General features: G+C 45.1%; 25 protein-coding genes, 3 tRNA genes and 1 pseudogene. 26 read left to right on the top strand and 3 right to left on the bottom strand.

From position 1 onward, the window contains the following. The first annotated feature begins 44 nt into the window (after positions 1–44). The 10 genes from MH144_RS18420 (at position 45) to MH144_RS18465 (ending at position 6332) form a co-directional block, all read left to right on the top strand. Positions 45–120: transfer RNA gene (locus MH144_RS18420), tRNA-Val, on the top strand. Positions 121–124: 4 nt separating this feature from the next. Then, a tRNA-Trp gene (locus MH144_RS18425) sits at positions 125–198 on the top strand. Between the two features lie 9 nt (positions 199–207). Then, positions 208–280 (top strand) — tRNA-Lys (locus tag MH144_RS18430). 408 nt (positions 281–688) lie between these two features. After that, positions 689–1297, top strand: a complete 609-nt coding sequence (locus MH144_RS18435; RefSeq protein WP_239302746.1) for a transglutaminase-like domain-containing protein — start codon at positions 689–691, stop codon at positions 1295–1297. 579 nt (positions 1298–1876) lie between these two features. Continuing rightward, positions 1877–2656: a hypothetical protein gene (locus MH144_RS18440; protein WP_239302747.1), complete on the top strand. Its 780-nt coding sequence runs from the start codon at positions 1877–1879 to the stop codon at positions 2654–2656. 87 nt (positions 2657–2743) lie between these two features. Further along, positions 2744–3445 carry a hypothetical protein gene (locus MH144_RS18445; RefSeq protein WP_239302748.1) on the top strand — a complete coding sequence of 234 codons (702 nt, stop codon included), beginning with the start codon at positions 2744–2746 and terminating at the stop codon, positions 3443–3445. A gap of 18 nt (positions 3446–3463) precedes the next feature. Further along, on the top strand, positions 3464–3880 hold the full coding sequence (locus MH144_RS18450) for a YhfM domain-containing protein (protein ID WP_239302749.1): 417 nt from the start codon (positions 3464–3466) through the stop codon (positions 3878–3880). 32 nt (positions 3881–3912) lie between these two features. After that, positions 3913–4482: a GNAT family N-acetyltransferase gene (locus MH144_RS18455; RefSeq protein WP_239302750.1), complete on the top strand. Its 570-nt coding sequence runs from the start codon at positions 3913–3915 to the stop codon at positions 4480–4482. 143 nt (positions 4483–4625) lie between these two features. Then, positions 4626–5402 carry a Cof-type HAD-IIB family hydrolase gene (locus MH144_RS18460; RefSeq protein WP_239302751.1) on the top strand — a complete coding sequence of 259 codons (777 nt, stop codon included), beginning with the start codon at positions 4626–4628 and terminating at the stop codon, positions 5400–5402. Positions 5403–5669: 267 nt separating this feature from the next. Beyond that, positions 5670–6332, top strand: coding sequence for an HAD family hydrolase (locus MH144_RS18465; protein ID WP_239302752.1), 663 nt, complete (start codon positions 5670–5672; stop codon positions 6330–6332). A gap of 93 nt (positions 6333–6425) precedes the next feature. Here the strand turns inward: MH144_RS18465 and MH144_RS18470 are convergent, their stop codons facing one another. Continuing rightward, complete coding sequence (locus tag MH144_RS18470; RefSeq protein ID WP_239302753.1) at positions 6426–7583, bottom strand: glycosyltransferase family 4 protein; 1158 nt, start codon at positions 7581–7583, stop codon at positions 6426–6428. A 230-nt stretch (positions 7584–7813) separates the two neighbouring features. Here MH144_RS18470 and MH144_RS18475 point away from each other — a divergent pair, with 230 nt between their 5' ends. The 3 genes from MH144_RS18475 to MH144_RS18485 are packed head-to-tail and all read left to right on the top strand — an operon-like array spanning position 7814 to position 9252. Continuing rightward, positions 7814–8383 carry a DMP19 family protein gene (locus tag MH144_RS18475; protein ID WP_239302754.1) on the top strand — a complete coding sequence of 190 codons (570 nt, stop codon included), beginning with the start codon at positions 7814–7816 and terminating at the stop codon, positions 8381–8383. A 24-nt stretch (positions 8384–8407) separates the two neighbouring features. Then, positions 8408–8947: an AAA family ATPase gene (locus tag MH144_RS18480; RefSeq protein ID WP_239302755.1), complete on the top strand. Its 540-nt coding sequence runs from the start codon at positions 8408–8410 to the stop codon at positions 8945–8947. 14 nt (positions 8948–8961) lie between these two features. Continuing rightward, positions 8962–9252, top strand: coding sequence for a hypothetical protein (locus MH144_RS18485; protein WP_239302756.1), 291 nt, complete (start codon positions 8962–8964; stop codon positions 9250–9252). Between the two features lie 109 nt (positions 9253–9361). Here MH144_RS18485 and MH144_RS18490 read toward each other — a convergent pair whose 3' ends face one another. Beyond that, positions 9362–10735, bottom strand: a complete 1374-nt coding sequence (locus tag MH144_RS18490; protein WP_239302757.1) for a hydroxysqualene dehydroxylase — start codon at positions 10733–10735, stop codon at positions 9362–9364. A 173-nt stretch (positions 10736–10908) separates the two neighbouring features. Then, positions 10909–11682, bottom strand: a complete 774-nt coding sequence (locus MH144_RS18495) for a sporulation protein (protein WP_239302758.1) — start codon at positions 11680–11682, stop codon at positions 10909–10911. Between the two features lie 224 nt (positions 11683–11906). On the opposite strand from MH144_RS18495, the gene MH144_RS18500 reads away from it, so the two are divergent. From MH144_RS18500 to pgsA, 13 genes and pseudogenes are all read left to right on the top strand, one after another. Further along, positions 11907–12593: a class I SAM-dependent methyltransferase gene (locus MH144_RS18500; RefSeq protein ID WP_239302759.1), complete on the top strand. Its 687-nt coding sequence runs from the start codon at positions 11907–11909 to the stop codon at positions 12591–12593. Between the two features lie 68 nt (positions 12594–12661). After that, positions 12662–13213, top strand: coding sequence for a hypothetical protein (locus MH144_RS18505; RefSeq protein WP_239302760.1), 552 nt, complete (start codon positions 12662–12664; stop codon positions 13211–13213). After that, positions 13210–13671 (top strand): annotated as a pseudogene (locus tag MH144_RS18510) (GNAT family N-acetyltransferase); the annotation flags it as partial. The gene MH144_RS18505 and the pseudogene MH144_RS18510, both read left to right, overlap by 4 nt. Positions 13672–13761: 90 nt before the next feature. Then, on the top strand, positions 13762–14286 hold the full coding sequence (locus MH144_RS18515; protein ID WP_239303583.1) for a YfiT family bacillithiol transferase: 525 nt from the start codon (positions 13762–13764) through the stop codon (positions 14284–14286). 51 nt (positions 14287–14337) lie between these two features. Continuing rightward, positions 14338–14832: an NUDIX domain-containing protein gene (locus MH144_RS18520; protein ID WP_239302761.1), complete on the top strand. Its 495-nt coding sequence runs from the start codon at positions 14338–14340 to the stop codon at positions 14830–14832. Continuing rightward, on the top strand, positions 14804–15316 hold the full coding sequence (locus MH144_RS18525; RefSeq protein ID WP_239302762.1) for a GNAT family N-acetyltransferase: 513 nt from the start codon (positions 14804–14806) through the stop codon (positions 15314–15316). The genes MH144_RS18520 and MH144_RS18525 overlap by 29 nt, the downstream gene beginning before the upstream one ends. Before the next feature lie 296 nt (positions 15317–15612). Continuing rightward, a complete protein-coding gene (locus tag MH144_RS18530; protein WP_239302763.1) occupies positions 15613–16350 on the top strand; it encodes a class I SAM-dependent methyltransferase in 738 nt (245 codons plus the stop codon). Positions 16351–16352: 2 nt separating this feature from the next. After that, positions 16353–17093 (top strand): SDR family NAD(P)-dependent oxidoreductase, encoded by a 741-nt coding sequence (locus tag MH144_RS18535; protein WP_239302764.1) that lies wholly within the window; start codon positions 16353–16355, stop codon positions 17091–17093. Between the two features lie 158 nt (positions 17094–17251). Beyond that, positions 17252–17941 (top strand): response regulator transcription factor, encoded by a 690-nt coding sequence (locus MH144_RS18540; RefSeq protein ID WP_239302765.1) that lies wholly within the window; start codon positions 17252–17254, stop codon positions 17939–17941. Further along, complete coding sequence (locus MH144_RS18545) at positions 17938–18942, top strand: sensor histidine kinase (RefSeq protein ID WP_239302766.1); 1005 nt, start codon at positions 17938–17940, stop codon at positions 18940–18942. The genes MH144_RS18540 and MH144_RS18545 overlap by 4 nt, the downstream gene beginning before the upstream one ends. Positions 18943–19042: 100 nt before the next feature. After that, positions 19043–19798 carry an ABC transporter ATP-binding protein gene (locus MH144_RS18550; protein ID WP_239302767.1) on the top strand — a complete coding sequence of 252 codons (756 nt, stop codon included), beginning with the start codon at positions 19043–19045 and terminating at the stop codon, positions 19796–19798. Further along, the gene (locus tag MH144_RS18555; RefSeq protein WP_239302768.1) at positions 19795–21720 is read left to right on the top strand and encodes an FtsX-like permease family protein; all 1926 of its coding nucleotides are present in this window, start codon (positions 19795–19797) and stop codon (positions 21718–21720) included. The genes MH144_RS18550 and MH144_RS18555 overlap by 4 nt, the downstream gene beginning before the upstream one ends. Before the next feature lie 337 nt (positions 21721–22057). Next, positions 22058–22645: a CDP-diacylglycerol--glycerol-3-phosphate 3-phosphatidyltransferase gene (pgsA, locus tag MH144_RS18560; RefSeq protein WP_239302769.1), complete on the top strand. Its 588-nt coding sequence runs from the start codon at positions 22058–22060 to the stop codon at positions 22643–22645. The last annotated feature ends 27 nt before the right edge of the window (positions 22646–22672 follow it).

Consider the following 22672-nt stretch of genomic DNA (forward strand, 5'->3'; position numbering starts at 1 on the left):
TTCACGGAGGTAACAGGGGTTCGAATCCCCTACGGGTCATATATGGAGGCTTAGCTCAGCTGGGAGAGCATCTGCCTTACAAGCAGAGGGTCGGGGGTTCGAGCCCCTCAGCCTCCACCATTTTAGGGGCATAGTTTAAAGGTAGAACAACGGTCTCCAAAACCGTTGGTGTGGGTTCAATTCCTGCTGCCCCTGCCATTTTATTATGAGCCATTAGCTCAGTTGGTAGAGCACCTGACTTTTAATCAGGGTGTCGAAGGTTCGAGCCCTTCATGGCTCATTGTTTTTGTACGTGTTGGGAGAGTATTCATCCCGCGTGTAACTTCTATAATCATCAAAATGGACCATAGTTATAAGCTATACTGACGATGGTGCCTACTGAATATCAAAACCCTTGAGTATTCCTCAAGGGTTTTTCGTTTTTCTCAAATTCTACGGAGTAACTATAACCATCTACTATTCCCCTTAGAAAGTCGCTATTTTAGCGGCTTTTTAGTTTATCGGTGCAAGGGTCTAGACTTAATTACAGATTATCTAAAAATTAAATGATAACTCCCTACACTTTAGCTTAGTTAACGACAGCACAAAGATTACTAAAGGGATTATTATTCTTTACTATGTATAATTATACTATTAAACTAATTGAAGACTTGCATATTAAGTATAATTATTTGAAAGGTTGATAAAAATGAATCTAATCTGTGAAACTCAAGTCGTTGCGGATTATTTGACCGTGACTGACGAGGTCAATTATGATCACCCACTGGTTGCTCGACTTGCTTCGGAATTAGCAGCATCATCGGAAGATCAGGTGGATTATATCAAACAGTCATATATGTATGTCAGGGATCAAATTGCCCATTCCTGGGATATCAAGAGTTCTAGAGTCACATGTTCCGCTTCAGAGACATTGATTTATAAAGAAGGTATTTGTTATGCCAAAGCAAATCTACTATGTGCCATATTACGGAGAGAGGGAATACCATCTGGCTTCTGTTATCAACGACTTACGATCGGGGACACTCCAGATACGGGCTATTGTATCCATGCACTAAATGCTGTCTATATTCATCATTTAGATTCATGGATCCGTTTGGATGCACGAGGAAACAAGCCTGGAATCCAAGCAGAGTTTTCATTGGATGAAGAAAAACTTGCCTTTACGATCCGAAAAGAGTACGACGAAGCCGAGTATATGACGATATTTAAGTCTCCACATGTTAAGACTATTGAAGCTTTGAAAAATAATACAGACTGCATAAATATGTATTTGTACGGGCTGCCTGAACAACTGTGATTAACGAGCTGTGGTGCAATACGGTACAGTTTAGAACTAAGATCAGCATGGGGATAGATAAATTCTAATGCATAACCTAGAAGTACTTTGAGTGAAGAATGGATCAAAATATTATTGAATCTCTATAAAACTCCTTTCAACTATTTTTGAATGGGAGTTTTTTTGTTTTATCAGAACCCATAACTGATTAAGTACTCATTGATCTACTTAAAAGTAAACTTAGGTAAAATATGCTAAAATAGGAATTATAACTAAAAATAACATGCCTGTAGCTTAGACGTTTCTGCTTTGATCAGGTTGATTAGGAGGAAAAAGTATTGTTCTCAATAGTGTCAATCTTTGCAATTATATTTAACTTGGTGTTATACGGATTGGGCATATATGCTCTAATCCTATTTATAAAACTTGCTCAACGTGGAATCCAAGCATTGGATATCTATCTAAGTGAAAAACGCGGGGGACGCTTCTAATTCTCTCATGAATCAACCAACCACAAGATTATCATTTTTCTCTCAGTGTTTTATTTCTACTGGTTTAGTATGATTAACACATCAACTAAGTAAAGAGAGGGCAAATGACATGGTGGATACTTTTTTAGAACAAATCAACGAGTTGAACGATCTTCAAAAAGACTTGGTCAGCATACATCCTTTATTTGCAGAGCATTATCCTGTGGTTGTTGCATTTGAGGCCCTATTATATATGTATGATTACTCAGTAGAGAAAGGGCAATATGAATGGGTGAAAACTGTTCCGGATGATCTTAACATCCCTGACGAGTGTCTGGCAGCCATGCCAGTGCACCACATGAACGAACGAATGTGTGCAATTGTGACAGACTCAGCCTTCCAAAATTTTGAGCAGAAAGTGTACCTGTTTCACGAGTATGTTCATTGTTATGTCCATGAGAAATATGAGGAGATCGGGAATCGTCTTCAAATCAAACATAGGATGGAGAAGATTAAACGTGTGACATGGGAGCTTGATTACGAATTCCCTTATGAGGATGAGAATGTGGTCCAGCGGATCAATTCACTGTTGTCTACCTTGAAGAGCGGAGATGTAGTCCAGGTACAATCAGCAAGAAAAATGTTATTCAGCTCTTTAACTGAGGAACAAGGGGAGTACTGGAACTGGCTGGAGTGGAACGAAGGCTATGCGCGATATATCGAAAATCGGATACGAGAAAAATTCGGGCTGGAACTGAATCATTTGGGGGACGCAGCCCCTTATAATCGTCTGGTTTTCTATGAGTGCGGTTCGGAGTACATCAGTCTGTTGGTTCGTGAACAGCCGGCTCTTCATACAGATTTGGAACAGTTGTTTAATACAATTCTGTTAGAACGAGTTCAGGGATGAATTTGCTTTTCCTCGGCTAAATGCTGTTAAGTAATGGTTCTTATCGGTTCTATGAGCAGCAGACTCTGATCTAAAGGAGAACATTCCATGCCACTGCCTATGGTTCACTTACATGTAGCTGTGCTATTTGCTGATGCTAATCCAAAACGTGTTGATCGAGGTCCGTTCTATCTTGGGAATATTGCACCGGATTCCATTCATATGCGTGAAGGTACAACAAGGGAGGACAAGGAATACACCCACTTCAACCCCAAGGGTGATGAGAATTATGTCGCACGTTTACAAGAGCTATACTCCGTCTACATTCAACAACGTTCAGATGAGGGCTGGAAGTGGTTTATACGCGGTTATTTCATGCATGTCATGACGGATTATTACTGGTTTCGGAGTTTGTATCCTGAATTCGTGGAACGAGTCACCAGCACGGATGAAACCAATGATGTGATGCGAACGAAGGATGAACTCGGCCGGTTGTACTACCAGGAGACGGATCAGATTGATTTTAACCTCTATCATTATGCTAGTTGGAGTGGGGAAGTATGGCATATGCTTAAAAATACTCTGTGTTATGATGTCGAGGGTCGTTTAACAGCAGAAGAGATTCTGCGCTGGAGGGATCGTACAGTTTCTTTTTTTAACGAGCAGGCCAACGAGCCCGGGATCGTGCCCACATATTTGACTGATGATTTGGTACAGGCGTTTGTGACCGATACGGTGCAGCGGTTGATCTTGTTATTCCAATCGTGGGACCCTGAGCTGCAGCATCTGAATGTGAACATGGGAAGCTAAGGGAGAGGGTGTTTACGGATGAAAAAAGGAGCAATCTTCTTATGTTTGTTCGCAGTTTTCCTTGCGAGCTGTACACATACCGATACTTCTGGTTCAGATGAAAATCTTCCCTCGCTCATCACTTTAACCTGTAACCCTGATTACACATTTGAACCCTGCCAAGATATTCAGTTCGATGAGCCAACCGAAGTTCGGGTGATCATGAATGCGATAGAAAACGCGGAACTTTTACCTGGAAATCTTAATTACCTAGCACAATACAAAATGAGTGTAACGAATACGGATCAATCCGTGACCAAATATGATTTTTCTATAGGAACTGATCCTAAAATGAAGGCCCTGTTGGTAGACGGGATAGACACCACCACGGGATATAGCATATCGCTAGAGGATGCAAATCAATTAAGATCATTGATTGAACAGCATACCCATTAACCAGACATCATGAAATGGAGAGACCGTTATATATGGATCAACCGACTATCATTCAACCCTTAAATTCAACAGATGTGGAGGGTGCCTACCTGGTGTTTGAACGTTCCATTACGCAGGCGTTTAATCAAGAGGGATTGGGTTCGCTTCAAGATGATATGAAGGATGAAATTCAACACAAAAAGTCGCTGCTTCAATCAACACTGCATCCGGACGAGTATAGTGAGTCTACTGATACCGGGTCTTTTTTTCTGCTGGCTAAACGCGGAAATAACGTAGTTGGGACGATTTCATATGCACCCTGCGGCGAGGAGATTCGGATTCTGAGTGAGAATCGACTGAATGATATCGGGGAATTGGGTAGCTTATACATACTGCCGGAAGTTCAAGGTCAGGGAATAGGTTCGATGCTCATTGAGGCGCTCGCAACTGAACTTCAGAAGCGAGGAGTTAAGCAATTTTGCCTGGATAGCGGCTACCGGACCGCGCAGAAGAAGTGGAAGCGAAAGTTTGGAGAACCCTATACTGTGGCACACAACTACTGGGGCGAGGGAACGGACCATATGGTGTGGTTATGCAATGTGAAGGATTTTGCAGTAAATTAGAAGCCAAAAGAGATGACAGCCTGGAATGCACAGGGGTCATCTCTTTTACGAAGTGGGACATTTCATGTGAGGGGTTATTCTGCTAAGGTTTTGTATTTCTCAGTGTATTCAATCCAATTTACGCAGAAGAGGGGGAAGAACGTTTGATTCGAATTGTATTCTTCGATGTAGACGGTACATTGTTAAGCGAGACGGATCATAGATTATCATCAGCTACGGCGGATTCCATTCGCGAATTGATACATAAAGGCATACGGGTGGTGCTTGTCACAGGCAGGCCCTACAGTTTGTGCGAGGAATTCATTGATTTGGGGATCGATACCATTATTTCAGCCAACGGGGCATTGATCAAAATCGGGGATGAGATTATACATAAGTCCGTGCTCTCTGGACAGACGGTCCGGGAATTAAGTGAATTTGCCGAGTTGAACAATCACAGCATTTCATATTTTACAGAGTCGTTTGCAATGAATGGTGTACGTGCCACGGATGTCCGCGTCTTAGGCGCCTTGCGGGAAACCCTCGGAGTAACGCATTCTCCGCAGCAAATGGATTCTCTGGAGCAGGAAGTGGTTTGCATTTGCTTATATGCGGATGAGCTAGAGGCTAAAAAATTTCAGGACAGATTCCCTTCATTGCGCTTTGTGAGATTTCATCCGTATGTGTCCAATGTGCTGGAAGAAAACGAAGTATCCAAATCTGTAGCTGCTGCGAGAGTCCTTGACTATCTCCATCTGACCAGAGAGGAAGCCATGGCCTTCGGTGATGGAGAGAATGATATCGATCTGCTAGAGTTTGTGGGCCTCGGGATCGCAATGGGCAACGGGGGAGAACGTCTTAAACAAAGCGCAGATTACGTTACGCTAAGAGCGAGTGAGGAGGGGGTCACCCATGCATTGAAGAAATTTAGGCTGATATGAGCAAGAAGGATTTAATGTAAAATATATCCTTAATATGGATTTTAATATAAAATGGTAGATAAAGAGGTGAGGGTGATCGAAGAGTTGATTCTTTTGGTGTGTATCTTGATTATGACAGTCACATTACTTAGCATCGAAGTGAAAACCAAAAAAATAATGCAGGAGCAAGCCCGAATAAATCAGAAGCTGGAGCAATTTTTGGAGAAAGACTCCTAGCAAGGGACAGATTCAAGTAATCTTAGGCAAAGTTAAGGGGGCAGAAGTACAATGGACCAGATTAAAGCCATTATTTTTGATTTGGACAATACCATTTTGAACAGGACACGAACTTTCGAGGGATTTACTCAAAGCCTGTTGAAGACATATTTCAGTCACCTGGAGACTACTGACGATATCAACCAACGAATTATAGAACTTGATCAGGATGGTTATAAGGATAAACCGCTTCTATTCAATGAATTGCTGCAGGAGCTACCTTGGTCCGTGTACCCGCCGCATGCAGAGCTTATGGAGTTCTATGGCAAGGAGTATGTAAGAAGCGCGGTGCTGATGGAAGAGGCGCGGGAAGTGGTACAGCAGCTCCGAAGCAAATACCAAACCGGATTAATCACCAATGGCAAAACAGATATACAGTATGGCAAAATCGATCAGCTTGGAATTCGGGATGATTTTGACCTGATTATTGTTTCAGAAGAAGCCGGGGTGAAAAAGCCCGATCCGCAGATATTTCGACTAGCACTCGATCATTTCGGTCTGTCTCCCGAGCAGTGTATTTACATAGGAGATCATCCGACGAATGATGTTGAAGGAGCTGCTAATGTAGGCATGAACACCATCTGGATGAAAGTCAACCAGCCTTGGCAGGATAGCATCACCGCCCGTCCTTTGCATTCCATCACGCATCTGCGTGAATTGCTGCCCTTGCTATAGGGAGATCGTTGTAAAGAGTGAGGATGTTGGCTGCATCCCCACTCTTTTTTAGTATGACCAAGCTCAAACCAAGCATTGTCTATCTAACAAGGTTCAGGCTGTTATGATTCGAGATTTCGAGCGTCTGTTGCGATTATCAATGGCCTCTTCATAGTCCCTGATCAACCCGTCAAAAATATGTTCCCAGGATCGTTGTAGAGCCAGCTTCCTGCCTTCCAGACCCATCCTTTGAAGCTGATCCACGTGATCGCCCCAGAGACATATCTCTCGAATCAAGGCCTCGGGATTACCCGGCTCAAATAAAACACCACTACGATGATGCACCACCAGATCCTTCACACCTCCAGCATTTGCAGCAAGAACAGGCAGTCCGGAAGCCATGGCTTCCAGCACTACATTACCAAAGGTCTCTGTGCAGGAAGGAAACACAAACCAATCCGACGAAGCATACATAGAAGCAAGCTCTTCGCCATGCACATAACCGGTAAAAGTCACATTGGGTGGGCATTGCGAACGCATTTTGGGAAGCAGAGGTCCGTCCCCTACAATGAGCCAATGTACACGGGATTGAATGTGTTCAGGCAGGTGCTGCATGGCAGACGTGAGCGTAGCGATATCTTTTTCTGGGGCAATTCGTCCAACGTAGAGTAAAATAAGAGGGGCTGTTATATTGTAGCGAGTACGAATTTCATCTCTTTGTTTATCGGGTGCATACAGATCGCAATCAATTCCGCGTGACCAGAGCTTAAGACGCTGAATACCTTGCGACTGGAGTGTGTTTAGCGTTTCCAAGGACGGTGTCAGGGTGGCATCGGCGGATCGATGGAACCATTTGATGTACTTCCAATAGAGGGGAATCATGCTCTTTAATCGGTAATATTCGAGGTAACGATCGAAGTGGGTATGGTAGGAGACCACATGTGGCAGATGATGCTTGAGTGCATACTTGAGACCGAGGAGTCCCATATTGAAAGGTGTGGCGATGTGCAGCAGATCTGGCTCAAAGGCTTGCAGCTGTTGATGGATGGAGTTCCGGTTAGGTAAGGCGATCCGACATTCCGGATACAGAAAAAAGGGGATATTGGCGACCGCTCGTACCGAAGCGGAGTCACTGCCATCAATGACAGACATCGGAGTAAACAGCAGATGTTCGATACCTCTGCGGTTCATGTGGTTACTCAGGCGGTGCAGCGTACCGGCAACACCATTGGTTTCGGGAATGTAGGTGTCGGTAAACAAGGCCAGGCGCATCATTACCCCTCCCATGACTCTTGATGTGAAGATCATAACAATGGATCGTTTTCCGCAGGTCAAATGAAGGTTAACTTCAAGACGTTCTATGTAAATTTGAAGATAGCCTGTCCAGGAGAAATCATGAATGTATTCAATTAAAATAGGTTATTCTGCTATGATATAAAAGTTCAAGCGACTGAGAGGTTGTTTTGACCGTAAATGGGTCTAGTGTATATAGGAGGAAATGGATGAATACCTTACAGGAAGAATTACAACAATTATTGCCTTTGGATCAGCTTGAAGCCATGTCAGGTGAAGAAGTGGTGGGGAGTGTGGCGATGGATCTATACCGTGCGGAGTTTGCAACCATTCGTGAAAGTGGGCCTGAACTTCCGCAAGTTCTGCGTGACGTGATCCTAATTATTGATCTGGATACCGAGCTGTCCATGAACGGCATGACCGGATTTTTGGAAAACGCAAGCGGAGGATTTCTGCAGGAAACCATAACCGCGATGCAGCGGATCGGGAACGAGGCTGATGCAGAGATCTTGAAGAGTATCCAGCTCGAGTTATCCGGGAGTGGTGTCACTTCCGAGCAACTGCGGCAGAATGTGAATGCATTGTCAGAGCACGATGTAGCCACGTCGCTGAAAACACATGGACCGCACATTCATGAAGTCTTACAGCGGGTAGAGTTGCAAGCCAAAAGCTTAAGCATGCAGGAAGATAATGAAGAAGTATTCGATCTTCTGTATCAATATGTGGACAATAACAAAGACAGCTTAAGACAGGAAATCGAGCACATCTTGATGAATTAAATTCAGTTCACGGGGAGAGCTACCATGATTGTGATGATTAACGGAGCGTTTGGATCAGGGAAGACATCGGCTGCGCATAAGCTGCACTCACTCATGGCGGACAGTATGATCTTCGATCCGGAAGAAGTCGGTTATATGCTGAGAAATGTGATTGTGGACGATGTGAAGCTGGAACATGAGAAAACGGACGATTTTCAGGATATGGAGCTGTGGAAAGTCCTTACCGTACAAGCCGCCCGTGAAATCAAGCAGAAATATGGCAAACATCTGATTGTGCCAATGACAATCTATAAAACCGAACAATTCGAGTACATACATCGTGGCCTGCGAGAGATCGATTCTGAGCTGTTTCACTTTACACTGATGACTTCAATGGACACATTACACGAGAGATTGCTAAAACGCGGGGATACGCCCGGCGGGTGGACATTTAAACAAGGAGAGAAGTGTGCTGAAGCTTTCCGTGGATCTCAATTTGAGGAGTATGTAATGACCGACTGCTTAACGACGGATGATGTGGTGGATCATATATTATTCCGACTGATGGGTGAACACACCGTGTAAAAGGGGGCCAACTGATGAGGATCAATAAGCGTTTGTGCGTTGAATCATTACTGGTTACACTGTCCATGATTTTGGGTATGATCGGTTGGAAGGTAGCTCAAGGCATGTGGATGACAGCGACTTACGTACCTGATATGTCAGAGAGCTATTCATCTGCGACTAACATGCAAACCCAAGTTGCTTTTGGAGCTATCGTTCGATGGGATGTCAGCATGATTCTTCTCTATGGAGCTGGTCTTATCCTGTTTGCCGCCGTTTATTATGGAATACGGTCAGGCCTCATGCGGAGAAAGCAACGTTCTTAGAAGCTGCGTTATCTCGTATTTTCTATACACCAAAGGGCAGCTCTGCTCGTCAGGTCATGACGGCGCAGGCTGCCCATTTTGCTACATCGGCATTAGCGAGGCCAGATGACTATTTAGTCGCTTCCTTAAGAATGCCGGCTGCTGCCTTCTGCCCGGATAACACGGCACCTTCCATCGTGGTAAACATGGGCTGTTTGGTATAATCACCAGCAAGATAGAGTCCACGGATTGGAGTCACCTGTTCGGGACGCTTGCGTTCATTGCCTGGGGCGATTCGATAAAAGTTTTCATTCCCTCGGACAATACGATACTCGGTTACGGATGAAACCCCTTCATGAAGTCCGATGGCAGCAAGGCCTCTCCGGGCCCGATGCCAGACTTCCTCATCAGGGAGATCAATTAGCTCATCCGGGTTTACCATAATGATAGAAGCTCTGCCAGGTCGTCCACGAAACGTAGTGCGGGATTGTTCTCCGAACGAACCAACATCAGTACCTGGTCCAAATGTTGTCCGGTCTTCGGGCAGAAGAGGAATTGCCGATTCGAATTGTACCGTAACATGCGGCATTGCATCCAGGGTCAGGAAAGGTTGGAACCATTCATGCTCACTGAAATGCTCCTCAAGCAATTGCTGGGAACGACGGATATTGGCCGCAACAACGATACGATTCGCTTTGATTCGTTCACCATCTTTTAATTCCACACCTTCCAAACCATTCACTCCCACTAACAATCGCCTTACAGGGGCGTTGGTGCGAATGTGCCCTCCTTTTTGCTCGATTGCTGCTGCAAGAGGGGCACACATCACATCCGTCATGCCCCCGGTGAAGGCACCAATCCGCATTTTATGAATACGCGGGATGCCCGGCAGAAAGAGGCCGAAGAAGGCGTATGCCGAATATTGCTCAAGAGGCATGAAGAAAATGCCGGAAGATAACGGTTCAACGATGCGCTCCAGAGCCTGCTCATTTACTCCGTGCTGCTTAGCATAATCAAGCAGCGATATCTCATCCAGTTCCTCAGGTCTAGAGACACAGTCCTTGAACCCTGCAGCCAGAAACGGGACAAGGGAAGCCTTATCGCCAGGTGTAATAAAATCATTATTGCCTAGTACGCCTGATAATGTTTTAAGTGGAGCATGGATAACGTCCAGTCCAAATTCACCGTACTCTTCTGCATCAGGATGGCGGACTTGCATGGTTGTTTCCCAAGCCAGCATCTGATCCAGATCTATGCCTGCCCGCTCAAGTAATTTTGGCAATTCTTTATAATATCCGATGAATTTATGAAATCCCGATTCGACTTCCATCCCACGCTCGTCCCAATTGCCTGTGCGTCCCCCCACATATGGGGCTGCTTCGAGAATCAGCACGGGCTTTCCCTGGTCCACAAGTTCAAAGGCACAGCTTAAACCAGCCAGGCCTGCGCCAATGATAATCGTTGGTTCTTCGTTCTTTTCCTGATTTTCACGTTGTGCACTCAAGTGAAATTCGCCTCCTCTGTTTCTATTTAATATACCCATTATTTCCAGCAGACAAGCTGGATAAGAAGATCCCGTAAGAGGCTATCTATAATTCAAATCAACAAATGAAAGAAAAATAGCCCTCTTACCGCATGAAATGCAGTCTGAGAGCTGTTGATACTACAAAAATGAATTTATAGATGCTTGGAAATGACTTCTTCAAGCCCTTGGGCTACAGAGTGAGCTCCTCGTTCCAAATGTCTGTCATACAGATGCAGGCGCACGAAGCTTTCATCCGTACCCATCGCTTCCGCAAAAATGCCGCCAAGACCACGAGCTCTTCGGTCGATCTGCAGCAGCAATTCCATGGAATCGCCCATCGGATAGAACAGTACTTCGAGTTCATCCAGGTATCCTCTGAACTTGTTTGTAGGCACAAACTCGAACTCCTGTACAAATGGCAGATTGCCGCCAAGTTTTGGAGCATAATCATTGGTCACTTCCCGCAGCCGGAAACCAAGGATGTCGATGGCATCCAGCACGGTACGCATATCCTGAGTGGGCACAACGCGAAGTCTATCCCGATCTGAAGGGTCAACGGCGCTTGAGATATCCAGGCCGGTCTCTACCCAAACCTCTGCGCTATGGAGCGTAATTGGAAGGTTTTCTGGCAGGTCGAACGAGAATTTCTTCTCAAGCTTCGTCCCAGGTTGCAGTGTAAATCCTTCGGTCAGCAAATATTTGGCGACTACGGCTGTTTCCTTTACTTTGCGATCATCATGTTCCCTTATGTAATGCGTGTTGATGGTCAGATAGATCCGGTCCACATTTTGTTCCACATCTCCAGCTTGAATATAGACGGTTCCCGAAAGGACTCCTCCTGGCTCAACCTCTGGTGTATCGAGTTCCGTGTTGACCTTAGCTGCCCCCACACCTACGCTGGCTAACATTTTCTTGAAAAAAGACATCCGCTCAACCTCCAGATCATAATGGTTTATACATGGAAAATAATTCGACTTGGACCTTAATACGGAATCGATGAGATAGTCGTTTCAAATTTGTTGTGAATGGTTGTTGCGAACGAACATAGCATTCGTTTAGCCAAAAAAGATAATGAAAAAGACAGGAGAAATAAACTCCAGTTGTCGAATATTGTTTATTTAGGAATTTCCTTCTGGAAGGAGATGTAACGATGGGAATGGATTGGTACGATATGATCGCCCTGCGAAACGGAGGGTATAAGGGGAGGTCTACATACACTTGGGAAGGTCAATCGGCTGAGGGCATTTTCGAGGAACGATTGATCCGGTTACTTTCTCAGCATCGAACCGTGCTCGATGCAGGCTGTGGTGATGGTGATTTTACACTAAAAATGTCGGCACATACCCGTCATATTACGGGCTTTGATAATTCTAAGGAGCTGCTGCATATCGCACAGGCTGCGCTTGAAGCGGCAAGCGAAGTGAACAATGTTGACTTTGTCTATGCCACAACGAAGACTGAAGTCCCTTTTGAAAATGAACAGTTCGATCTGATCTATGACCGCAGAGGGCCTACTTCCATCATTGAACATGGAAGAGTGCTACGAAGTGGCGGCATGATCTTCGGCATACATACAGACGTAAGCAAGGTGAAGGAACGATTGCTGCGCAACCGTTATGAGCAGATCGAGATTGAAGAGTTCAATGAGGCGTTCATGATTTTCCCGAATGAAAAGGAATTTGCACTCTTTCTCTCCGATGTTCCAGGCAATCCGGATTACACACTGCCCGAGTATCGCGAACAATTGCAGATGAAAATTCAGGAGCATTACATGAACGGAAGAATTGCTGTGCGAGAGCATAAGTACATCTGGAAGGCCGTAAAAACCGCCACATAACAACAATTTATCGGTATGAGATGCAACGATATGCAAAAAGGCAGCTAAGCAGTCAGGGGGATGGACTAATGCGAAAACGAACCATATTTTGGATCACGGGGATCGCTATTGTAGTTGTTGTGATCCTGCTTACCTACAACAACTTGGTCCCCAGTCTGAAGGAGCAGGATGTCAGCATGAAAGGCACCATTCGTCAGGTCGATACGGATAAGTTTGAGGTGGATATGCAGATCACCCGTACCAGAGAAGACAATGGTATTCACATGGTATACCCCGTGATTTTCGGTTGGGGCAATCTGTCTTTCAATGAGGAACTGAACGATTCATATTTCAGACCTTCTTCCGTGGGGACTTCAGGCGAATCGGAACAGCTCGTTCATCAAGCATTGCAGGATGAGGGGATTAATACGAGTAACGAAAATGGGGATTTCGCGGGATTCTCCATACCTGATGAAGCAGGTAGTTACAGGGTGCGCTTCACGATCTCTCCTTTGAGTGAAAATGTTTATTCATTAAATAATCCCAAGATCTATTATGTGCATCAAGAGAAGGTACTCGGAAAAAATCTAAACTGGGTCAAGAAAGAGCACATGGTGATGATTAAGGAGAATGTGGAGTGAAGTTAATATACCGAATCAATGAGATTGTTGTACGATTGTTGGGAAAAGCAGACGAAGTTCATCTGGTTCAGTGGCTGTCTGACCCGGCCGTACTGCAATATTACGAGGGTCGTGATCAGCCGCATGATCTGGAGCGGGTAAGAGAACATTTTTACAGACAGGAGGATGCCACGAGTCGTTGCCTGGTTGAGGTGGAAGGTAAGCCCATAGGCTATATTCAATTCTATGAGCTTGAAGAAGATGAACGAAATGAATATGGCTATGGAGATCCAGTTGAGAAGATTTATGGAACAGATCAATTTATTGGCGATGTAGCGTACTGGAATAAGGGTATTGGCACAAAACTTGTGCAATCTATGGTAGCCTATTTAACAGAAGAGAAGCAGTCTCAGAAAGTGGTCATGGATCCCCAGACATGGAACGTACGAGCCATCGCTTGTTATGAGAAATGCGGGTTCAGAAAAATCAGGCTGTTGAGGGAACATGAGCTCCACGAAGGCCAGATGAGAGACTGTTGGTTGATGGAGTATGACAAGGAGGAATGGAGAATGGATTTGCGTTATCCGATAGGCACATTCGAACATACCGACGAGATTACATCCGCACAGAGGGATCAGTGGATTCAGGATATTGCCGAGCTTCCAGAACGTGCGAGAGAAGCTGTAAAAGGATTAAACGAAGAGCAGTTGAGCCTGCCCTATCGTGAAGGTGGATGGATGCTCAAACAGGTTATACACCATATGGCAGACAGTCACATGAACAGCATGATCCGTTTCAAATTGGCTCTCACCGAGGATACACCAACGATAAGACCATATTATGAAGAGCGGTGGGCAGAGCTAAGTGATTCAAGGGATTTGGATATTGAGTTCTCCCTGCAAATACTGGATGCACTGCATCGGCGATGGGTCGCACTGCTGCATACATTATCCGATGAGGATTATGCTAAACCATTCTACCATCCGGGTTCGCAGGAAACGACGAGACTGGATTACAACCTGGGGGTTTACTCCTGGCATGGCAGACACCATGTTGCTCATATCACTTCGCTCAGACAAAGGCTGGGGATCTAACAGAGAGGTGCAGCTATTGTGAAAGAGCCGAAATGGTTTTATTTGAATGAAATGGAGCAGCCTGAACGAGGAATTGCATTCGTGATTATGGTTACACAGTTTCAGGAGAAATACGTCGTTGTTTACAACAATAAACGCAAAGGATGGGAGCTTCCCGGAGGTACTTGTGAACCCGGTGAAACTCCGCTGAACGCTGCAGGCAGGGAACTCTACGAAGAGACAGGAGCAATAAGGTTTAATCTTGAGCCTTTTGGTATTTACAAAATGAATGGGAACCTCGGTATGGTTTATTATGCTTCTGTCGACGAGTTCAACTCCATATCTGTAGAGCTTCCGAATCATGAAATTGGAGGGCTGAAATTGGTGGATGCCTTGCCTTCGGGCATGAGCTTTGGAGAAATGTTCTATACTTTTTTGGATCAATGGATAGCGTACCCCTCTAAGGGAACTATCCAGTATGATATGGATTTAACGGATGCATTACTAAAATCTAAACGATGTGTAAGGGAGAGACAAGATGAACATACATATTCGAACGTTGAATGAGAATGATCCAGCCTTAATCTCTCGGGCATTTCAGGAACAAGGCTGGATCAAACCTGTGGAACAGTACCTTCACTACCTGGTAGAACAGGAAAAGGGTGAACGCGTCACATTGGTCGCCGAGCTGGACGGAGCATTTGCGGGATACGTCAATGTCCTATGGAATTCACCATACCCATCGTTCAAGGAGCAGGGAATCCCTGAAATTAATGATTTCAATGTGCTCATCCAATATCAGCGTCAAGGCATAGGTTCACGATTAATGGATCGCGCGGAGGAATTGATTCAAGAACGCACGACTACTGCAGGGATTGGGGTTGGCGTATTCACCGATTATGGCAAAGCCCAGATCCTGTATGCGCGCCGCGGATATATCCCGGATGGCAAGGGAATTCACAAGCATGATCGCTATCTTATGCCAGGGGATGAAACCATCATTGATGATGACGTCGTACTTTATTTAACGAAGAAATTGAGGACGGTTTAAAATTAATAATATACATTTGATCGTGGCAGTAAAACAGGGCTTGAGCAGAGGTTATTCTCCTGCGATAAGTTCTGTTTTTTTGATTCATATTAACTAGGTTTTATCTATGGAAACGTACAAAAAAATAGAGATAGTTCGGCAAAAATGGTATAATATAGTGTGTAGTTTTAAAGCAATATGACGAGTTAAAAGGGCTAGATATTAAGGGGTTTGCATGGATAACTAACGATTAGTTTCATACATAAAAGAGAACAGGTGGGAACACTTTTTGGTGGAATTTGAGGAGGGATATTGCGTTGGAGAAGACGATTAAAAATGTACAGGATCTATATAATATGCTGGATGCAGAGTTTAGGTCAGCGAAGCAATTCTGGGAGCCATTCTATGAAAATCGGGATCGTCCGATTCCCTTTTTCCCTAACAAGCCTGATGAGAATCTGGTCGAGCAAGTGAATTCGGGCTTGCTTACGGGCGGAAAAGCGATGGAGCTTGGGTGCGGACCAGGGCGGAATGCACTCTATTTGACACAGGCAGGGTACAGCGTCGATGCGTATGACCTTTCCGAAACAGCGATTGCATGGGCCAAGGAACGAGCTGCCGAAATGCAGTTGGATGTGAACTTTGAATGCCGATCCGTATTTGAACTAGAACCGCAGCAGGAGTATGACCTTGTCTATGATTCCGGCTGTTTGCACCACTTGCTACCACACCAGCGTATCCCGTACATTCAGATGATTACTGATGCACTCAACCCTGGGGGTTATTTTGGCATGACGTGTTTTGCTCCCGGTTTTGGAGGGCTCGGCGGACCTGAGACCGTGATGAATGACTGGGAAGTGTATCAAGAGAGATCCATGAAGGGCGGACTGGCTTTTACAGAGGAGAAGCTTCGTTATTTGCTTGAAGATCCGTTTGAATGCGTGGAGCTGCGCCCGATGCAGGCGATGGGTAAGGAAGATCATCGTTTCGGCCTGCAGATCCTGTGGGTGACGCTATGGAGAAAACCACTTACTGAGAAAAGAAAGGGTGACTAAGCATGAGGAACAGAGGGTTTATTATTACTGGTGCGTCCAAGGGGATTGGCTTGCAACTGGCCCAGTTGCTACTGGAACAGGGAGATCGGGTCTATGGCGTTTCACGGGAAACTGCTGAGCTTCTGCATGGCCATGACCAGTATAGGCATTTTAAGTATGATCTGAGTGATCTGATGGGCATAGAGATGTTGGTGACACGAATACTGGAGCATATTCCTTTACAGGAAACCGAGTTCATAGGACTTATTAATAATGCAGCAATGCTCGAACCCTTGAAACCGATAGATCAGTGCAGCACAGAAGAGATAAGCAAGAATTTGAATATTAGTTTGGGAGCCCCGATGATGTTGAGTTCTTCTTTTATACGGCAAACTAATCATTTTGCCGCGCGGCGGAAAATTGTGAATCTGACCTCGGGTTCAGGTAGTTATCCGGCACCCTCGATGGCCGCATACTGTACTTCAAAAGCTGGAATTAACATGTTTTCGGCGTGTTTGGCGATGGAACAGTCTGAGAGGATGAACCCTGTAGAGGTCATAGCGTTTGATCCTGGCATGGTAGATACAGAACTTCAGGCTGTGGCAAGAGGTAAGAGTACAGATGAATTTGTGCTATCTGGTCTATTTAATCAAGTATATGAAGCGAAGCAATTAAGATCGCCACGGGAGGTAGCCAAGCAGCTCATTGAACGGATCGAAGAGATCAGTGATACAAACAAAGTCATACATACCATGGAGAGCTAGCATTATCCATTACGTTTTCTCGATTTTACTGCTCCATGTTAAGATCTTTTTGATCTAACTTCAACTTCGCTGTACACTGACAACATACTGAGATGGGATTAGTTCATTTGTAATGAACTTATTCCAGCCTTAGAAGAACGGAAATGTGGTGAAGGAACTTGTTTAAAATTATGCTCATTGAAGACGATGAATCCTTATTCAGCGAGATCAAGGAAAGGCTGTCCCAATGGTCTTATGACATATATGGCATACAGGATTTCAGTAAAGTCATGCAGGAGTATAGTGACGTTCAGCCGCAGCTGGTCATTATTGATATACAATTGCCCAAATATGACGGTTTTCACTGGTGCCGGATGATTCGAGCTCACTCGAACGTGCCCATTATCTTTTTGTCCTCACGGGATCATCCTACGGATATGGTCATGTCCATGCACCTGGGAGGGGATGATTTTATCCAGAAGCCCTTCCATTTCGACGTCTTGATCGCGAAAATCCAGGCCACATTGCGGAGGGTGTATAACTACAACACGGAACGCATTGAACTTCGAACCTGGCGAGGGGCTGCGATAGAATATGTGAAGAATACACTTACACTGGGTTCTGAAGCGGTTCTTTTGACCAAAAACGAGATGTTTATTCTCAAAGTGCTGGTAGAGCACAAAAATCAGATTGTCACCCGTGAGGAACTGATTCGAAGCTTGTGGGATCATGAACACTTTGTAAGTGATAACACGTTGACGGTCAACGTCAATCGGCTTCGGAAGAAGCTCGAGCCAATTGGGCTGGATGGGTATATCGAAACGAAAGTGGGACAGGGATATATGGCAACGGAAGAGGCCGAAGCATGATCGGCAAATACATCAGAGAAAAGCTTAGCTGGATCTTACTGCTGGTAGCCATGCAGCTCATCATTTTGTTTGTTGCCTATATGGATTCTTCCATCCCTCTTCAATCATTGGCATACGTTGTTATCCTGAATGTGGTGATTTGCATTGTGTTTATCTGGGCGAGATATCCGAGGGAGACACGTTTCTATAAAAAACTAACGACCTGGGACCATACCTATGATCTGGCAGATCTGGATACAGCCGATAGTCCCTACGAGCTTATCGTACAGGATGCTGTAACCTCTCAGACCGAGCGCTATCGGAAGGAATCCTCATCTAGTCTGATTCTGCTCGAGCAGGAGAAGGACCAGATGTTATCCTGGATCCATGAAGTGAAGACACCGCTCACGGCGCTGCAGTTAATGATCGAACGCACCCCGGATGAGAAACTCCGGAATCAGATGACGTACGAGTGGCTGCGAATTCATCAACTGCTTGATCAGCAGCTGCATCAGAAGCGGATTCCATTTATGCATAACGATCTGTTTATCGAAGAGACGGAGCTTGAACCGATTTTGAATGCGGAGATTCGAGCCTTGAGATCCTGGTGCATTTCCAAAGGCATCGGTTTCGATGTGTCTCTAGGTGTTACGCGTGTTCTGACCGACAGCAAATGGCTGAGTTTTATGATCCGGCAGCTGCTGAGCAATGCGGTCAAATACAGTGAATCCTCGGATATTATCATCGGGAGCTGGGAGCAGGAAGGACATCATATTCTCTCAATTCAGGATCACGGGCGAGGGATTGAAGCGCAGGATTTACCCCGTATCTTCGATAAAGGTTTCACCTCAACCCGAGGCAGGCTGGAAGGTGCGGCTACCGGAATGGGGCTGTACCTGACCCGGCAGGTGGCCCAAACGCTTCATATGGACATTCACGTCGAGTCTGCTCCCGGCGAAGGCACAACCGTCAAACTAACCTTTCCCCGGAAAAACGACATGGTGCATCTTGCGGGCGTGTGACAACAATGTCACATGCTTTTTCATTTTGTTCGGTGAATCGCACGATAAGTTGGCAGATCCCGCCTATGATAGAGACATACCGAAGGAGAGTGTGTGGGATATGTGGATACTGGAAGCCAAAAAAATCAGCAAAGTATACGGCAACAAACTAAATAAGCAGGAAGTGCTGAAAGGAATAGATCTCGGGGTTGGCAGAGGAGAATTCGTAGGCATCATGGGACCCTCGGGTTCAGGAAAAACAACACTGCTTAATGTGCTCTCTTCGATTGACCGGGTAAGTCAGGGTACCATTGAGATCGAAGGTAAGGAATTCACCGGGATGAAGGAGAAGCAGCTTGCTGAATTCCGCAAGCATCATCTTGGTTTTATATTTCAGGAATATAACTTGCTTGATATGCTTACCGTGAAGGAAAATGTGCTGCTGCCTCTGTCCATAACGAGCGTTCCGAAGCAGGAAGCAAATCGGAAGTTCGAACAAATTGCCCGTGAATTGGGCATCTATGAACTAAAAGACAAATACCCATCCGAAATTTCGGGTGGTCAGAAACAGCGGACCTCGGCTGCGCGAGCCTTTGTTCATGATCCGAGCATCATATTTGCGGATGAGCCGACAGGCGCACTGGACTCCAAATCAGCTTCGGATCTGCTTGGCAAATTAAGCGAAATGAATATCAAGCATCAGGCTACCATCGTGATGGTCACTCACGATCCGGTTGCCGCGAGTTATTGCAGCAGGGTGATTTTCATCCGGGACGGGCAGATCTATACTCAATTGAATAAAGGAGACGAGTCCCGTCAGTCCTTCTTCAACGACATTATCAAAACCCAAGGCGTGTTGGGTGGTGTGCAGCAATGAGTTTGCGTTACATCATCTTCCGTAATCTGAGAAAGAACCTGAAAAGCTATTATTTATATGTATTTGCGCTTGTTTTTAGCGTGGCCTTATATTTTTCATTTGTGACACTGCAGTATGATCCTTCCATGGATGAAGTGGCAGCCTCGACCAAAGGAGCGGCGGCGATCGGTACGTCTTCCGTATTATTGATCGTCATCGTGGGCATTTTCCTGCTCTACGCCAACACCATCTTTATTAAGAGACGGAGTAAGGAGATTGGGCTATTTCAGTTGATTGGGCTGACCAAAGGAAAAATTTTTGGCATTCTGAGTACGGAAAATTGCATCCTCTATTTTGGCTCCATGGCAGTCGGTGTTCTGATCGGTTTCCTTGGTTCCAAGTTGGTGCTGATGATTTTGTTCAAGATCCTTGGCATTGATGCGATGACGAAACTGTACTTCTCTCCAATGGCCTTGGTCCAAACCTTGATTGTGTTTGCGGTGCTGTATTTGCTCATTATGCTGATGAATTATACCTTTATCAAGGCACAGAGTATTCTCTCGCTCTTTCAGGTAACGGCCAAGGCTGAGCAGCAGGTGCAAAAGATGTCTATCGCACAGATCATCATCGGCATCCTGGGTATTGTCCTGATCGTGTTCGGATACGTATTATCCGCAAGGATGTTCAGTGGCGAGGCACTGGATATGCAGCAGCTGATGTATATAATGCTCTTGATCCTGTTTTCGGTCATCCTGGGGACGTATCTGTTCTACAAGGTTTCAGTCAGTTTTATATTCAATTTGATTCGCAAAAGCAAAAACGGCTACCTTTCCATCCATGAAGTCTTGTCGCTATCCTCGATCATGTTCCGCATGAAGTCGAATGCGCTGCTGCTTACGATTATTACGACGGTGTCCGCGCTTGCCATCGGCATGCTGTCACTGAGTTATATTTCATACTATTCGGCTGAAGCCCAAGCGAAAGAGAGTCTGCCGGAAGATTTCTCTTTTGCTCAGGCAAGTGTAAAAAATCGGTTTGTAGCAGAGCTTAAGGAGAAACAGATTCCATACGAGGAGAAGCACAGACAGCCCATTTATATTGAAATCGATGCCAGCGAAGTAATGGACGATTCATTGAAAGGAGAGCTTCTGTTCAGCAGCGTGGTCAGTGACAGCATGGTCGATGACATGGATCTGAAGCCCGGTGAAGTGATCTTTATGGGGTATGGCAATGTTGTTAAGCAGATGATTTCCATTCAGGAAAAGGGGTCAATCGTTCTGCATGGCTTGAAGCAAACCATCGATCAACAGTTGATCGGTACAACCAAACAGGCAGTCCTTCCCGTATACTATACCAAGGGCACACCCGTAGCTGTGGTGGATGACACGGTCTATCAGCAGCTTCAGAAGGATCTTGATCCTTCATTGCAAGAAGGTGAGCCGACGGATTATTATGGTGTACGCATTGTGAATACACAGCAAGCAGAAGAAGCTTACGGCGTTTTCCAAGAACAGCAGCTTACGGCCCCAAGCTTCTCGCAGATCGAGTTCAGAAATAACCAGCGCACTAGTATGGGGCTGATCATGTTTATTGTCGGTTTCCTTGGTCTGACCTTCCTGATTACTTCTGGATGTATTCTGTACTTTAAACAAATGAATGAAAGTGAAGAGGAGAAACCGAGCTATACGATTCTGCGCAAACTTGGATTTACACAGGGCAATCTGCTGCATGGCATTCAACTCAAGCAGGTCTTTAATTTCGGAATTCCGCTGGTGGTGGGATTGAGTCATAGCTATTTTGCGGTGAAATCCGGTTGGTTCTTTTTCGGTACGGAACTGTTGACACCAACGGTCATTGTCATGATTCTGTACACACTGCTATATTCGATCTTTGGATTGTTATCTGTGTGGTATTACAGACGGGTCATTAAGGAAGCGTTGTAGATCGGAATATATGATATGGCAAAATAAAACGTAAAAAGGTCAGGCTGTATCACTCGCAGCCTGGCCTTTTTTGTTAACACGATAAAGGTTAATTGAATCCGCTTTTATCCAGCAATTGCTCCATTCCATAAACATGAAAATCCGACTCTGCTCTGAACCTGACATTATAAACATGCTATGCATATTCAAATCGCCTGCTGGCTAGTCTTTTTGTGTAGGTTCAGATGTCACATTCAAAAAATATCCTTTGGAAAAACAGGTGATAATTGGTTGTTGGGCGAAATGATTAGAAGTAAGAGTACTTTCGGATGATCTTATCATGGAAGGGGGATGTACGATGAATTGGGCTAATCGAATCACGCTCGCGAGAATGGCTTTAATTCCGTTGTTTATGCTGTGCTTTGTTCCGTTATCGCCTTCAATTCTGGGGCAGAGTGGAATTCTGCAGATCATGAATCAGCATGGAACTACCCTTGGTGTAATTATTTTCATTATTGCTGCCGGTACAGACAAGCTGGATGGTTATGTTGCCAGAAAGTATAGCCAGGTGACCAATCTGGGGAAATTGCTGGATCCACTTGCGGATAAACTGTTGATTTCCGTAGCCCTGCTTATCATGGTACAACAAAATATGATCGGCTCATGGATCGCGGTTATCATAATTGGACGTGAGATTTTGATTACGGCAATAAGAATGGTCGCAACCGAACAAGGTATTGCTCTTGCGGCTGATCAGTATGGCAAACTCAAAATGGTGCTACAGGTTGCTGCAATCATTGCAATATTGCTGGGCAATTACCCATTTCATCTGCTGACGGATATCCGGGTTGACATGGTTCTACTCTGGGTGGCAGCAGGCGTTACACTCTTATCCGGTATGAATTACATACGGGTGAACTATAAGATGCTTCAACTAGGAAAATAGATTAGGAAATACGGTTTACCTGTTCAG

The organism is Paenibacillus sp. ACRRY (assembly GCF_022346995.1).
GTDB lineage: Bacteria > Bacillota > Bacilli > Paenibacillales > Paenibacillaceae > Paenibacillus.

Excerpts from the sequence above, each read along its gene's own strand:
- MH144_RS18435 (WP_239302746.1), top strand. The coding sequence starts at position 689 with ATGAATCTAATCTGTGAAACTCAAGTCGTTGCGGATTATTTGACCGTG.
- MH144_RS18440 (WP_239302747.1), top strand. The coding sequence starts at position 1,877 with ATGGTGGATACTTTTTTAGAACAAATCAACGAGTTGAACGATCTTCAA.
- MH144_RS18445 (WP_239302748.1), top strand. The coding sequence starts at position 2,744 with ATGCCACTGCCTATGGTTCACTTACATGTAGCTGTGCTATTTGCTGAT.
- MH144_RS18450 (WP_239302749.1), top strand. The coding sequence starts at position 3,464 with ATGAAAAAAGGAGCAATCTTCTTATGTTTGTTCGCAGTTTTCCTTGCG.
- MH144_RS18455 (WP_239302750.1), top strand. The coding sequence starts at position 3,913 with ATGGATCAACCGACTATCATTCAACCCTTAAATTCAACAGATGTGGAG.
- MH144_RS18465 (WP_239302752.1), top strand. The coding sequence starts at position 5,670 with ATGGACCAGATTAAAGCCATTATTTTTGATTTGGACAATACCATTTTG.
- MH144_RS18470 (WP_239302753.1), bottom strand. The coding sequence starts at position 7,583 with ATGCGCCTGGCCTTGTTTACCGACACCTACATTCCCGAAACCAATGGT.
- MH144_RS18475 (WP_239302754.1), top strand. The coding sequence starts at position 7,814 with ATGAATACCTTACAGGAAGAATTACAACAATTATTGCCTTTGGATCAG.
- MH144_RS18480 (WP_239302755.1), top strand. The coding sequence starts at position 8,408 with ATGATTGTGATGATTAACGGAGCGTTTGGATCAGGGAAGACATCGGCT.
- MH144_RS18485 (WP_239302756.1), top strand. The coding sequence starts at position 8,962 with ATGAGGATCAATAAGCGTTTGTGCGTTGAATCATTACTGGTTACACTG.
- MH144_RS18495 (WP_239302758.1), bottom strand. The coding sequence starts at position 11,682 with ATGTCTTTTTTCAAGAAAATGTTAGCCAGCGTAGGTGTGGGGGCAGCT.
- MH144_RS18500 (WP_239302759.1), top strand. The coding sequence starts at position 11,907 with ATGGGAATGGATTGGTACGATATGATCGCCCTGCGAAACGGAGGGTAT.
- MH144_RS18505 (WP_239302760.1), top strand. The coding sequence starts at position 12,662 with ATGCGAAAACGAACCATATTTTGGATCACGGGGATCGCTATTGTAGTT.
- MH144_RS18515 (WP_239303583.1), top strand. The coding sequence starts at position 13,762 with ATGGATTTGCGTTATCCGATAGGCACATTCGAACATACCGACGAGATT.
- MH144_RS18520 (WP_239302761.1), top strand. The coding sequence starts at position 14,338 with ATGGAGCAGCCTGAACGAGGAATTGCATTCGTGATTATGGTTACACAG.
- MH144_RS18525 (WP_239302762.1), top strand. The coding sequence starts at position 14,804 with ATGAACATACATATTCGAACGTTGAATGAGAATGATCCAGCCTTAATC.
- MH144_RS18535 (WP_239302764.1), top strand. The coding sequence starts at position 16,353 with ATGAGGAACAGAGGGTTTATTATTACTGGTGCGTCCAAGGGGATTGGC.
- MH144_RS18545 (WP_239302766.1), top strand. The coding sequence starts at position 17,938 with ATGATCGGCAAATACATCAGAGAAAAGCTTAGCTGGATCTTACTGCTG.
- MH144_RS18550 (WP_239302767.1), top strand. The coding sequence starts at position 19,043 with ATGTGGATACTGGAAGCCAAAAAAATCAGCAAAGTATACGGCAACAAA.
- MH144_RS18555 (WP_239302768.1), top strand. The coding sequence starts at position 19,795 with ATGAGTTTGCGTTACATCATCTTCCGTAATCTGAGAAAGAACCTGAAA.
- pgsA (WP_239302769.1), top strand. The coding sequence starts at position 22,058 with ATGAATTGGGCTAATCGAATCACGCTCGCGAGAATGGCTTTAATTCCG.